Below are 12920 nucleotides of genomic sequence, written 5' to 3' on the forward strand. Positions count from 1 at the left end.
CATTTTACCGTTTTCGGTGCGTTAGCACCGTATTGCATTACCTTTTACCACCTCGTGTATTGCCCACAAAATGAGTTAAATAGAACTTTGTAAATGCGTACGCAACGTATTTATTAACTCATAAAATTTAAGACAATGGCAAGACAAAAAGGACTTATGAAGTATGTCGGAACGATAGGCGATGTCCGACATTTCAAAATCAAAGGACACCAGGGATTTTTTGCGGGTATGGTGGGCGGTCCTACCGCAGAACAGGTAAAGACCGCACCCGAATTTGAACGTACTCGTGAGAATATGAATGAATTTGGGGGCTGTGCAAGAGCTGGCAAATCCATTCGTACCGCTTTATCAGCGTTGATGTCAAAAATGGCAGACAGCCAAGTTACAGGACGTTTAACGTCCGTAATGAAAAAAATCAATCTGGAAGACGGTACAGAAGCAAGGGGTTACAGAAAGGTTGAAATCTCAACACAAAGAAACTATTTGTTAGGCTTTGAGTTTGACAAAAAACTTTCTATCAATGGGGTTTTTAATGCTCCGTATGATGTAACCCATACCGTTGCAAGGGATAGTGCGGATTTTATCATTGCTCCGTTTAATCCTGCTGATTTGATTTCTGCACCGTCTGGGGCAACGCATTTCAGATTGATTAACGCTTTGGCGGTGGTCGCTGACTTCGTTTATAACACTACAACAGGAACTTATGAACCTGATGACATCGTAAACAACGAATTAAGCATTGTTGAATACTCTCCCTATATTCCGTTAAATACGGCATTTGCAGGCTCTACATTAACGGCTACGTTTCCAACTGCTCCAACATTGGGAACGAATGTAACGGTTATTCAGTGCATCGGGATTGAGTTTTTCCAAGAGGTAAACGGTAATCATTATGCGTTTTCATCAAGCAACTGCTTACGGATTGAAGATGCGTTTTAGAACATCACAAACGAAAGCCCCAAGCATTGCGAGGGGCTTTTATTTCTAACCTTTAAAATCAATCTTCAATGAGAACAAAAATTTTAAGAGTAGCCGAAGGCAAGCAAAGTACATTGAGCCAATTATATATTGATGATGTGTTTCAGTGCTACCTTTTAGAAGACAAGATAAGAGCCGTAAAAATTCCGAAGCAAACCGCAATCCCAACAGGAAACTACACGCTAAGGCTGAACACCTGGGGTGGAATGAATGCCGAGTATCGGCAGAAATTCCCAAAGCTCCATAAAGGTATGATTGAAATAAACGGCTTACCGAATTTCAGTTTTGTGTATATCCACATCGGGAACACGTACACCCATACGGCAGGTTGTCCGCTTTGTGGTTTCGGTTTCGAGCTTGTGAATGGCGATTATCAAGTGTTGCGAAGCAACGATGCTTACCAAATGATTTATCCAAAACTTTTGGCTATTGCCCAAAGTGAGCGTAAGGGTATCAGCATTGAAAACAATTTCCAATTTTAAAAGCGTGTATCAATGGAAAATGCAATCACATTAAATGTAGTGTTCGGCTCTTTGATTAGTATGCTCTTGGCTATTGTGGCTTACTTCATTAAACAACTCCATTCCGATTTTAAGAAAATGGAAAAGGATTTAACGGAAGTAAAAACAATGGCTTTGCTGATAAAAACAGAGTTCAAAAACAGTTATGATTTGCTTAATCACAAAGTGGATTATCTGGAACACCGAGTAAACAATTTAGAAAAAATCATTTTAAAACAATTCAACAATGAAAAGCAATAGTTTAAATTTAGTAGAGCGTGTAAAAGCTCCAACCCCGAAATGGTTTAAAATCATTCGGACAATCGGTATCACATTAACAGCCGTAGGCGGTGCAATTCTGACCGCACCCATTGCATTACCTGCTACCATTGTAACCGTAGGCGGTTATCTGATATTGGGCGGAACTGTGGCAACCGCTATATCACAAACGGCAATGCAAACGGACAACGATAATGAAGCCGAACAAAAGGAAAATTCAAAGCAACCTTAAAATCAAAAGTTATGGCAGAGAAAAAAAAGAAAATCAGATTTAAGGCAGGTGCGGAACTGTCGGGTAAAGTCAATGTAGTAAGTGCAACCGTTTACAGCGAAACGCAGGGAAGCACTGAAAATTTTGAAATCGTACTGAAAGGCATTTTGCAAGAAACGCCCGAAGATACACCCAAAGAAGTGGACACCGTAAAAATCAGATTTGCAATTATGAAAGCTGATGCACCCGAAACAATAAAATAAAGGTGCATTTTGGTTTTGGTTGATGTGTGAAATCCTGCCCATTGGGGCAGGATTTTTTGTTGCACCTGTTTACACTCTATTTATAAAACGGTGCATTTATATTGCCTTTATATGTGGTTAATGGTGCAAGTATCGAGCAAGCGGTGGGAACTGTAAAGGCAAAAGAGCGTAGCCCAAAGGGCTACCGCTTTAAATGCCTTGCAATGTAAATGCGTTTCAATTCTGAAATTAAACGCAACTGCTCGTATAACTGCCGTTCTTTCTGCTCTAATACTTTGGAATTTTGAACGTCTTTTTTAAATGCCTTTTCTTTTCCTTTCAAATGGGTTACCTGTTCAAAAACGAAGCTTTTAAAATCCCCTATCCGAATGTAAGGAATGACCGAACCGATTAAAAACTGATGAAATGATTTTGTTTGCCACAAACCAAATAATAGACTGCGGTAAATGTCCATTTCCTCCACATTACGGCAGGAAATAACAAAGCAATTCGGGCAAGGTATATCTAACGGCTTACCACTATTTAAGCCCTTACAAAGAGCATAAAATTCAAATTCCGATTGCGGATTTTTCGGGTTGTAAGTAAAGATTTTAACGGCTTTCATATTGCACCACTTTTGAGATTAGCTCCGTTCCTTTCGTTGCTGTGGCTGAAAACCAAAACTTTTTTACAAAGAAAAAAACAGAAAAAAAAGAAAGCCTTTTATCAGGTGGCGGGGCAAAAAATCCAAAAGGAAACGGAATAAGTCCCGAAGGGTGGCAAGGCAATGAAAATTAACTTGCGAAGCACCTTATTTGCATTGCCATTATGCCGTAGTCTTTTGGATTTTTTTTGGTGCGGTGGGCTTGTGCGTAGCCACCTACCTTTGCTTTCCTTTTTATTCTTTTTTCTTTTGGAAAATGTCTATTGACTACCTTTTATTAAATTCCAAAATTTCATTTGAGCGTTGGCAATGGGGCAAACACTTCGCAGTAAAAAATAAAGCATACCATTATCTGAAGCGTTGGAAAAAAGCAAGGGTATGAGGTACGAAATACTCTTGCTGTGCGGTGCTGAAATAAGGTGTGCAGGCAATGGAACGGAATAAATGCAGGTAAATTTGGGTTTCGCCTACCGAAATGCAATGAAGTGAAATGACTAAACACTTTATTCAGCACATTGGCAATACAACCAATTAATGCTTTATTTTTTTACTGCACCGCTGAAATGGGTGGTGGGGTGCTGTGGCAAAATGGGTGGGTGCGGTTGGGAAGAAAATACGGCTTCTGAACCCCGAAAAATATTAGCATTGGCATTTGTGCGGTGGGATATTTTTTCGGGGTGAAGACTATGGCATTGGATATTTTACATAATGTTATTATAGGACAGCCTGTGCGGTTGGATGCTTGCATAAGCGAGGCAAAAGGCTGTGCGAAGCGAACCTATAATGCCACATTATGTAAACATAGCTTCCACCGATTTGCATACTGGCATAAACGAAACGGTGGTGGTGGTTGGAGTGAAGTGTCTTTTTGCTTTGTTTTTTTCGCATTGGGACAGCTCTTTGCAACCGCAGGAACGAGGATTGCAATGTGCTGTTGAGCGTTGGCAAAAAACAACGCAAAAAGTATGACAGTTGCAAACGGTGGCAATGCCATAGAAGACAGACCAAGCGTTGGCTTTGTGCGATTGGGTCTGGCTAAAGCCGTATTTTTTCTGTGCGTAGGCAGAGCGTGGGTTGTATAGATTTGGTAGCAAAAGCATTTTTGCTATTGCTTCAATATTTCGATTTTTAAAAATAATATCTCACACATACAAACTTAAATCTCGAGTTTTGTAAAATTATTACGTTTTTTAGATTTAATTTTACGATTTATTTGTTTTTAATTCCAGAATATAATATCTTTGTATCACAAAATGTAACTTACAATCGAAATATTATGTACACGGAAATACTAAGGATAATTGAAGGCGGACTGAATAAAGACACTAAAAAGGTTTTAAATTATTCTAAAACGCTTGCTGAAAAGCTAGATGGAGATGGTAACCAAAAGTTGGCTAAGCTTATCCTTAAGACTATAGATAAAGGTCCCGCTACAACAGTGACTATGGATGAATTACTTACAACGCCTGTTGACCAAGAAAGTCGTCTAAGTATTGTTGATGTAGAAGTTCCGTCGAAAGAGAAGAATTTAATCGTTCTACCTCAACTTGTAGAGAACAAGATTAGCGATTTTATTAATCTCGTAAAACATCAAAACGAATTGATTAGAAGTGGTATAGAAACGTCTAATACATTATTGCTATTTGGAAAGCCTGGAGTTGGAAAAACAAGCGTTGCAAGATATATTTCTGAAAGTACCGGATTACCTCTTGTAATAGCAAGATTTGATGCAATCGTTTCTTCACTTTTGGGAAATACAGCTAAGAACATCAGAAAAATATTTGAGTTTGCTGAAAACAAACCTTGCATTCTATTTCTTGATGAATTTGATGCAATTGCTAAAGCAAGGGATGACCAATATGAGTTAGGAGAATTAAAAAGGGTTATTAATAGCTTGCTTCAAAACATTGATGTCTTTGCTAAAAACAATATACTTATTGCAGCAACCAATCATCCAGAAATTTTAGATAAAGCAATTTGGAGAAGATTTAATACTGTTATCGAAATTGGTGCTCCTCAAGAAAATGAAATTGAAGAGCTTATTAAAAACTTTGTTGATGATTTCAAAACCGATTTCATAAACGATGAAAAAAAGAAAGACAGATTAGTGAAACTTTTTGAAGGGAAAACACCATCAGATATAAAAGCTGTCATTAACAATGCAAAAGCACATACAATTATTCATAACAGTGATACCTTATCTTATGAAGATGTTATTATTGAACTATACGAATTTAATAATAATGGAAATATTACTATTGAAAAGCTTGTTGAGTTCCTAAATGAGAATGGAGTACCACAAGCAACTATTGCCGAACGTATGAAAGTATCATTAAGACAAATAAGAAACTATTTAAACAAACAAGCCTAAACTATGGAAAATAAAAATTTGCCAATTAAATTCTTTCAGAAAAGACAGAAAGATGAAATGGGAACAGAAGCTGGCGGAGGTCAAACAATCCCTAAATGGGCTTCTCAAGGACAGTTAAGAGAGAAATCAGAGTATATTAAAACAGTCTTGGCAGAAGTTTCCACTTCATTAGCCGAAAAAGTTAAAAAGAACAACTATATACCTTCAGTAGTAAAACTAAAGGTAAATGGCGATGCTTTAGCTAAAACCTACAGAAAAGAAATTGGTAATCTTTTCAATGTTGGTAAGCTGAATATAATTGGTGTGAGCGGTGAAGATGAAGTATTGATTAAAATCGACAACGAAAATGACCTAAAAGGCATTTTAAAAAAATTCTCAAGTGTCAATTTTGAACTTCCAAATTATACTCATCAAATAGGTATTTCAGCGATTAATAACATAGAAGAATTTAAACCTCAAATTGACATTGAGGAAGAAGATGAAGAGCAAGTATATAAAGTAAAACTATTCAATTACGGCAATGCCGATTTGAACAATATCCTTATCAGAAGTTTCGAAAAGTACTGTAGAGACAACAATATTGAATTTGAAAAAGCTGAATATTCAGACGAATTAAACATTTTCAGAATTAGCAAGGTAACTACCGATGATTTTGACGAATTGCGTGACTTTGACGGCATTCAGCTAATTACAGAAATGCCTACTTATAGCCTGACCTTAGATGAATTGACAGAAGAAAATGTTATTGAAATAAAACAGCCAAAGGAAGGTGCGAATTATCCAGTTGTAGGAGTTCTTGATACAGGGATTTCAAACATTCCACACCTTATTCCTTGGCTGCACAATAAAAGTTTCACCAAATATCACGAAGATTATATTAATAAAGGACACGGTACTTTTGTAGCTGGCGTTTTGTTATACGGCGATAATTTGGAAGGTAAAGACTACACTGGTTTTGAAGGGTGTAAATTGTTTGAAGCCATAGTAATGCCTGATTTGAGTAAACAAAAAATATTTGAGGACGAATTAATTGAAAACATTAGGGAAGCAATCACTGACCATAATGAAATAAAAATATGGAATTTATCTCTTGGGACGGACAGAGAAGCCGATTTATATGAATTTTCAGATTTTGCAAAGGCATTAGATGAAATTCAAGAAGAAAACAATGTTTTGATATGCAAATCTGCAGGCAATTGTAATAATTTTAGAATTAATGCACCAAAAAGCAGAATAGCCAAATCTGCCGATACAGTTAGAGGACTTGTAGTTGGTTCTATTGCTCACGACAAGTTGGCTACAGATTACGCCGAGAAAAACAATTCATCTCCTTTTTCAAGAATTGGCCCAGGACCATCAAATTTGATAAAACCTGATGTTGTTCATTTTGGTGGAAATGCTGGTTTAGATAACACCAACAAACTTGTTATTAACCCTGTTAAATCTTTCTCTTCAGATGGAAGTTTAGCAAAACAAGTGGGAACCAGTTTTTCTACACCTCGTATTGCGGCTATAACGGCAGGCGTTCATTCAATGTTAAGTGAAGAGTTTAACCCTCTTCTTTTGAAAGCACTTGTAATACATTCTGCAAAGTATCCAGAAGAAATGAGAATGACCATTGCAGAAAAAATTGATGCAGCAGGATTTGGAATGCCATCAAATATCAACGATATTTTGTTTAATCAACCCAATGAAATTACATTAATCCTCCAAGACAACATAGAGAAAGGTTCTTTCATTGATATTCTTGATTTTCCATTTCCACAAAGTATGATAGATGACGAAGGATATTTTTATGGAGAACTTACCGTAACACTTGTAACCTCTCCTATTTTGGAAGTATCACAAGGAGCTGAATATTGCCAATCGAATATTGATGTCTATTTAGGAAGCTATGATGAAAAAATTGAAAAAGATATAACTCAACCAAGGGTTAAAAACCCAATTGGAGCAGATGGAAGGCAAAATGTTTTAGCAACAAGCGTTTACAGTAAAAAGGCTATGAAGGATTTTGAGACTTCGTTTGCAAGTGAAAGAATGCTGCTATCTTATGGGGATAAATTCCAACCTGTAAAAAAATGGAGTGTAAATTTTGATGATTTCACACCAACTAATAAAGATAAGTTTTTAAAAGCACCTAAGAATTGGTACTTGAAACTTGAAGGACTTTTCAGGCATTTTACGGAAAGTAAGTGTGAAATTCAAAAAACCGTTCCGAGCCAAGAATTTTGTTTGGTCATAACAATTAAGGACACAAAAAAAAGAGGAAATATTTACAATGAAGTTACGCAGCTCTTGAACAATTTTAGTTTCGTTCATAGCAACGTAAAAATAAGAGAAGAAGTAAGAATTAGATTAAATGGATAAAAATTACCAACAAAAAAAGACAAAAAAATGTCTTAAAAGTTCCAGCTTTTAAGACAATAATTTAAACCGGAATGTAGAAAGCAGTGTGTAGCTTATCGGGGTTGGTAACCCTTTGGCATTCCAATATTGAAAAGTTTCGTTTTGCAAAAGTAACTGTTTATTTTAATAAACATAGATTTTAATTAGTTTTTCAATAAAAAGTACGCACCGGGTAAAATTCCTAACTCCGTGAATGTAGAGGATAAGTTTTTAATAATTTAAAATTACATTTTATGACGTTCGAAGGAGCAGTAATAAAAGAGCAAGGTGTATCATTTGCTATTGTTGTAGTAAAAGAATACGTATTGAATAGCCCTTCAGAGTGTAACAATGCAAGAAGCGGTTTTCAAACTATTTTTCCGAGAATGCCAATCATTTTGATGGCTCAAAACAGCCGTGGTGTTCCAAGGTATCAAGGAAGAACAGATATTGTAAACTTCTTAGCAAATGTGCATCCATCTAGAATACCTTGGAAAAGGTACAATTACAATTGATTAACTAATTAAAATTTAAAAAAATGTCAAAGTACATTATTCGTAAAACGTCCAACGGACAATATTGGTGGGTTTTAAAAGCTCCAAATGGAGAAACCCTATTAACAAGTGAAACTTATACTACAAAGCAAAACTGCCAAGGCGGTATTGCGAGCAGTAAAGTTAGTGTTGCTGATGCTAACTTTAGACGATTGACATCGGTAAGAAATGAACCTTATTTTACTCAGAACTCTAATAACTACCAAGTATTGGGAACGAGTGAAATGTATTCATCAACCTACAATCGAGACAATGGTATAGAAGCCGTAAAGCGATATGCTCCAAACGCAGTAATTGAAGATTTATCTTAAGTATCAACTTTTAAATTTAAAGGAAATGGCAACTAATCCTCCTAAAGGTGACGGGCATAGAAATGGTGCCGTAAGAGACAGAAGTCAAACATATAATCCAAAAACTGAAACTTGGGTAAAAAGAGATAGTGATACTGGACGTTTTATGGATGTCAAGAAAGACGGTACACCATTTAAAGGTGTTCGCAAAGAAAAATAAGATGTATCTTATTTTTTTTACAAAATAGGCTATTCTGTATTTCAGAATAGCCTATTTCTTTTTAAGTAAGTAGGATAAGTAACTTTTGCCAAAAAGATTTTTTTGTATTTCGCAGAAATATAAAAACTGATTTATTGGGCTGTATGAGGGCAAAATGGTAAACCGCAGGTTTCCATTTGCACCGAATAGTTTTGTTATGGTTTGTTTTTTATCGCAGATAAAAAATAAAAAATGTTTTTGCCCGAAAAAGGTTATCTTACTTATCCCCCTAAACTAATGTAATGAGGTGCATTCTGCACCGAATTAAAATCAAAAAGCGAAGCGTATTTGAATGAACAAAAATTATTCATTCTATACTATTATTATAGTAATGCAATTCAACGCAAAATAAGAAGATAAGTAGGATAACTACATTTCAGTAAAAGAATATTTTTTTATTCCGCAGGAATTAAAAAAAATGATTTATCGGGATTATCGGAAGTAAAATAATGAAGTGTAAAGGTTAGTTTGCTTTATATTGTATTGTTTTGGCTTGTTTTTTAGCGAAGCTAAAAAATGAAAATTCTTTTTGTTCAAAAAAGGTTATCTTACTTATCCACTCCATATAATGAAAAAAGGTGCATTTTGCACCTTTTAGAAATTCAGAACGGTAATCCTGTTTGCTCTGGTGGTTTGGGCGGTTCGGGTGGTGGTTCTTTTTCCCTGTTTTGATTGTCCACTTCTTCCCAAGTCAATTCTTTTACGGCATACACATAACCGCTTTTTTTGGATAACCTTAAATAACCGTGTTTCTTCAATGCTTTGCCTAACTTCATAACTGTACCGTCTGTGATGTTCAGCTTTGCCCGCTCTGCTAATTTGGTGGCTATCTGTGTGGTGTTCAGAAAATTGTTTGCTGTATCTCTGTCGGCTAATTCAAACCACGTTAAAAGCAATTCTTCTTCGGGGCTTCGGATTTGGTATTGTTCGTTGTTCAGGTTGATTTCTTTTATTTCTTCCTGATTGAACCAATAACGGAAACCGTCTTTATAGAGTTGCCTTGCCTGTGCATACGCTTGGTTGATGTCAATGTTATGTGTGTACTCGATGTGTTCCACTTCAAAACACAGGAAACGCCTCGAACCTGTTGTATCATTTAAAAATTGGGCGGTGTTTACACTGCCTGCAAACGAAGCCCTGCGGGGCAGGGTTTCGTTGTTGTGTCCGTATGCTTTACGCATACGGATATGTGTTTTAGTAATCAATTCTTTTAACGTACCGATTTCGGTACGGTTTAAGTTTTCGAGTTCGTCCAAATTGATAAGCATACATTCCGCTAAATGTATCAAGGTGTCTTTATTGTTTGGGTTTATTGTACCTGAAAACATATAATCCTTTAAAGGCTTTGGTATCAGCTTTTCTATCCACGTTGTTTTTCCTACGCCTTGTTTGCCACTAAATACAATTACGGTCTGATTTATTGCTTTATCATTGGTTACACAAGCCACCATTGCGACAAACCATTTTTTAAAACATACCTGCCATAAATCCTGCTTTGTCGTTGTAATAGTATTGGCAAGCTCTGTGATGTAGTCGGTTTCATCTTCATTGTTCGACAGGTTATCAAAATAATTTTTGAATGGGTCGAACTGTTCGCAATAATCGGAACGTAACAAATTGCGTAATGTGTTGATGTTACATTTTACTTTTGCTTTGAGTATTTCTCTCAATACGGAATTTTCTACAAAATCCGTTACAGGTTTCCAAAGCGTAGCTTTGGTAGCCTTGTACTCCAACTTTCCCGAAACTACGTTATAGCGAAAGCTATAACGGTAATTCAAAAAGGTTTCCAATCGGTCTATGAAACTCGGTTTTTCTTCTTCCTCGTCTGTATCATCTTCAGATGATTTTATGCTTTTGGATTGCTCGGAAATTTCGCCATTTGGCGAAATGGATAAGGTGCTTTTGTTATGTTCGTAGGTGTTGTTATAGGCACTGTTTACCGTTGTTGCTACTTCCTTTGCATCATAATTATAATCAGAAAGAATATAGCCCATTGCCATAGGCAATGGCACTCCTTTACGATTAAGGTTGCAAGCCAATAAATGCACAAAGTTGTTTCTATTGCCATTTACATAGCTTTCTTTCTTCTCGGTAAATCTTACGCAATGTTCATACGTTGCCAAATAATCATTACTAAATTTTTCGGTAGAAAAACCATTGCTTGCAATGGTTGGCGGCTCGGGTTCTGCTCCCTGCTCTTGGTTAAAGTAGGGGCTTAAATGTTCGGTTGAAATTACAGGATATACGGTTGCATTTTCATTGAAATATAAATCCGTGTCGTAAGACACGAAGCAAAGGCGTGTAACGTCTTTGCCCGATTTGTCAATAGGCAATTCTAAAAAATCTTCATAGAATTTTTGTAGGGTTATAAAGGCTTCCTTGTGGTTTTCTTGTGATGAATTGACTTTGACAAAGATTTTTAAACCGTTTCCCGATGGACTGATAAAAGCCGAATAAGTGTAGGGCGTTTCCTGTGCCAATGCTAAAGCATTGGTAAGCTGTTCTTTGGTAAGTTTATCAATATCCAATACTACAATTTGCGTGTACGCTGTAAGATATTCCAACTTTCTACCGCCTTTAAAAGAAGCCGAAGGTGTGAAAGCGGGCAAAGATTTCTTTGCCCTTTCGTATGCTTCCATTTTGCTCTCTGCAAGCGACTTTCTTAAATAAGTTATCACATTGATATACTTACCTGTTTTGATGTCGTTCAATACCTCAATGATTTTTTGGTTCTCTACCACTTCATTGAAGTTTTTAAAAATACTTACTACCATAACTTCCGATTTTTAAGATTGATAAAACCATTGCCTACATTACTTCTTAGCAAATGCTTTGTTGTAATGCTCCTGCAATAGTTTTTCTACGTCTGAAAGTTTGTAGTAAATTTTGTTGCCTACCTGTGAGAATGAAATACGCCCCTCATCACGCCACGTCTGGGCGGTTCGTTTGGAAATTTTCATCAGCATTAAAAACTCCTGATTGTCTAAAAACGTGTCCTTTTTAGGTTCGTTCTTTGCATTAAGGCGTTGGGTAATTTCGTCCAACCTTGCTACCAACTCTGTGTATTGGTCTTTTGATAAAATAATTGCTTCCATTTGTATAAATATTTATGATTATAGAAGCAAAGGACAGCAACATAAAAAAGTCATTATGTCCGTACTTGGTCTTTCGGGACAAGATTTATTTACAGCATTTTATCAATGTCTATTCTTTTGTGGGGTTTGGGACGTTTATCGGATTTGGACGGTGTAAGCATTGTTTTTACGGTTTCGGGACTTAATTCCCTGCCGTCTTTATCTGTGAATGAATTTACAATAACAGCAACGAAATCATTTATATTTCCGTCAATAATGGGCTTGCCGTCTGTAAACAGCTCTCTGTGCAGTTGGTAAAATATATCTACCAACTGATTGATGTTGCAATTTATTTTTAGCTTATTGAAAGGAATGCCGTTGGTATTCTTCTGCATTTGTTGTTTAGAAAATTCATCGGTTAAACGGATTAAATGCTGTATCTGGTCAATCTCTTTTTGACACTGGTCGGAATAATCGGGCAATTTTGGATTGATGAAATCTATACTTGCCTGTTCGTAATCGAACTTTTCATTGGTCAAAAACATTATTTTATCTGTATAATCGCCCATTGCATTTACTTTACTTTTTACTTCTCTGAATGAAAAATACCGTTCCTCACATTCCGCATTGATGTACTGCATTGGCGGTTTTATTTTTGTGTGCCTGTTTCTTAAAATGTCTAATTCTTTACGCTTACTTTCTATAATAGTATAGCATTTTATCATTCGTCCACGCTTGGTCGTACTGACAAATATTTCTTCGTTCTCTGAAATCAGCTTTTCAAATTTGTTTAGCCATTTAATTGGGTTGGTTGTAAAATCGCAATGGTGTGAAAAGAAATCGGGCAGTTTGGAATAGGGAAGAAAGAAAATTTTATTCATTAGTTGCTGACAATAGGCTAAATTATCGGAAATTTCTTCCTGAAAAATGTCGAGCAGTGTATTTTCGGACTGTTCTTTTGGAACTGCCGTATGTTCGGGAAATTGAACTGTATTTTTTATTTGATGTTTAATTGGCATAATGTAGATAATTTAAGATTGGGTCGTCTTCCGCAATCATTGACATAATAATATTTCCGTATTATTTTTTCATTTTCAACACGGTCCATTT

The 12920-nt window shown here is 36.1% G+C and carries 14 protein-coding genes; 10 read left to right on the forward strand and 4 right to left on the reverse strand.

Annotated elements, in window-relative coordinates; all coding sequences use genetic code 11:
• Positions 1-135 precede the first annotated feature (135 nt).
• The 5 genes from J4771_RS01030 (at position 136) to J4771_RS01050 (ending at position 2231) form a co-directional block, all read left to right on the forward strand.
• Positions 136-939 carry a hypothetical protein gene (locus J4771_RS01030; RefSeq protein WP_224135634.1) on the forward strand — a complete coding sequence of 268 codons (804 nt, stop codon included), beginning with the start codon at positions 136-138 and terminating at the stop codon, positions 937-939.
• Positions 940-1007: 68 nt separating this feature from the next.
• A complete protein-coding gene (locus tag J4771_RS01035) occupies positions 1008-1460 on the forward strand; it encodes a DUF5675 family protein (RefSeq protein WP_224135635.1) in 453 nt (150 codons plus the stop codon).
• Between the two features lie 12 nt (positions 1461-1472).
• Positions 1473-1739 (forward strand): hypothetical protein, encoded by a 267-nt coding sequence (locus J4771_RS01040; RefSeq protein WP_224135636.1) that lies wholly within the window; start codon positions 1473-1475, stop codon positions 1737-1739.
• Positions 1726-1989 carry a hypothetical protein gene (locus J4771_RS01045; RefSeq protein WP_224135637.1) on the forward strand — a complete coding sequence of 88 codons (264 nt, stop codon included), beginning with the start codon at positions 1726-1728 and terminating at the stop codon, positions 1987-1989. Before J4771_RS01040 ends, J4771_RS01045 begins: the two co-directional genes overlap by 14 nt.
• An 11-nt stretch (positions 1990-2000) precedes the next feature.
• Positions 2001-2231 (forward strand): hypothetical protein, encoded by a 231-nt coding sequence (locus tag J4771_RS01050; protein ID WP_224135638.1) that lies wholly within the window; start codon positions 2001-2003, stop codon positions 2229-2231.
• Positions 2232-2412: 181 nt separating this feature from the next.
• Here J4771_RS01050 and J4771_RS01055 read toward each other — a convergent pair whose 3' ends face one another.
• A complete protein-coding gene (locus J4771_RS01055; RefSeq protein ID WP_224135639.1) occupies positions 2413-2835 on the reverse strand; it encodes a DUF6943 family protein in 423 nt (140 codons plus the stop codon).
• Positions 2836-4150: 1315 nt separating this feature from the next.
• Here J4771_RS01055 and J4771_RS01060 point away from each other — a divergent pair.
• The 5 genes from J4771_RS01060 (at position 4151) to J4771_RS01080 (ending at position 8694) form a co-directional block, all read left to right on the forward strand.
• Positions 4151-5245, forward strand: coding sequence for an AAA family ATPase (locus J4771_RS01060; RefSeq protein ID WP_224135640.1), 1095 nt, complete (start codon positions 4151-4153; stop codon positions 5243-5245).
• A 3-nt stretch (positions 5246-5248) separates the two neighbouring features.
• On the forward strand, positions 5249-7612 hold the full coding sequence (locus J4771_RS01065; RefSeq protein WP_224135641.1) for a S8 family peptidase: 2364 nt from the start codon (positions 5249-5251) through the stop codon (positions 7610-7612).
• 272 nt (positions 7613-7884) lie between these two features.
• Positions 7885-8145, forward strand: a complete 261-nt coding sequence (locus J4771_RS01070) for a hypothetical protein (RefSeq protein ID WP_224135642.1) — start codon at positions 7885-7887, stop codon at positions 8143-8145.
• 23 nt (positions 8146-8168) lie between these two features.
• Positions 8169-8495 (forward strand): YegP family protein, encoded by a 327-nt coding sequence (locus J4771_RS01075; RefSeq protein WP_224135643.1) that lies wholly within the window; start codon positions 8169-8171, stop codon positions 8493-8495.
• Positions 8479-8694 carry a hypothetical protein gene (locus tag J4771_RS01080; RefSeq protein WP_224135644.1) on the forward strand — a complete coding sequence of 72 codons (216 nt, stop codon included), beginning with the start codon at positions 8479-8481 and terminating at the stop codon, positions 8692-8694. The genes J4771_RS01075 and J4771_RS01080 overlap by 17 nt, the downstream gene beginning before the upstream one ends.
• Positions 8695-9335: 641 nt before the next feature.
• Here J4771_RS01080 and J4771_RS01085 read toward each other — a convergent pair.
• From J4771_RS01085 to J4771_RS01095, 3 genes are all read right to left on the reverse strand, one after another.
• Positions 9336-11510 (reverse strand): VapE domain-containing protein, encoded by a 2175-nt coding sequence (locus J4771_RS01085; protein ID WP_224135645.1) that lies wholly within the window; start codon positions 11508-11510, stop codon positions 9336-9338.
• A gap of 39 nt (positions 11511-11549) precedes the next feature.
• Positions 11550-11831 carry a helix-turn-helix domain-containing protein gene (locus J4771_RS01090; RefSeq protein ID WP_163490656.1) on the reverse strand — a complete coding sequence of 94 codons (282 nt, stop codon included), beginning with the start codon at positions 11829-11831 and terminating at the stop codon, positions 11550-11552.
• A gap of 89 nt (positions 11832-11920) precedes the next feature.
• Entirely contained in the window at positions 11921-12829 is a 909-nt protein-coding gene (locus J4771_RS01095; protein WP_224135646.1) for a hypothetical protein, read from the reverse strand.
• Positions 12830-12920: the final 91 nt, after the last annotated feature.

The organism is Candidatus Kaistella beijingensis, from assembly GCF_020084865.1.
Taxonomy (GTDB): Bacteria; Bacteroidota; Bacteroidia; order Flavobacteriales; family Weeksellaceae; genus Kaistella; species Kaistella beijingensis.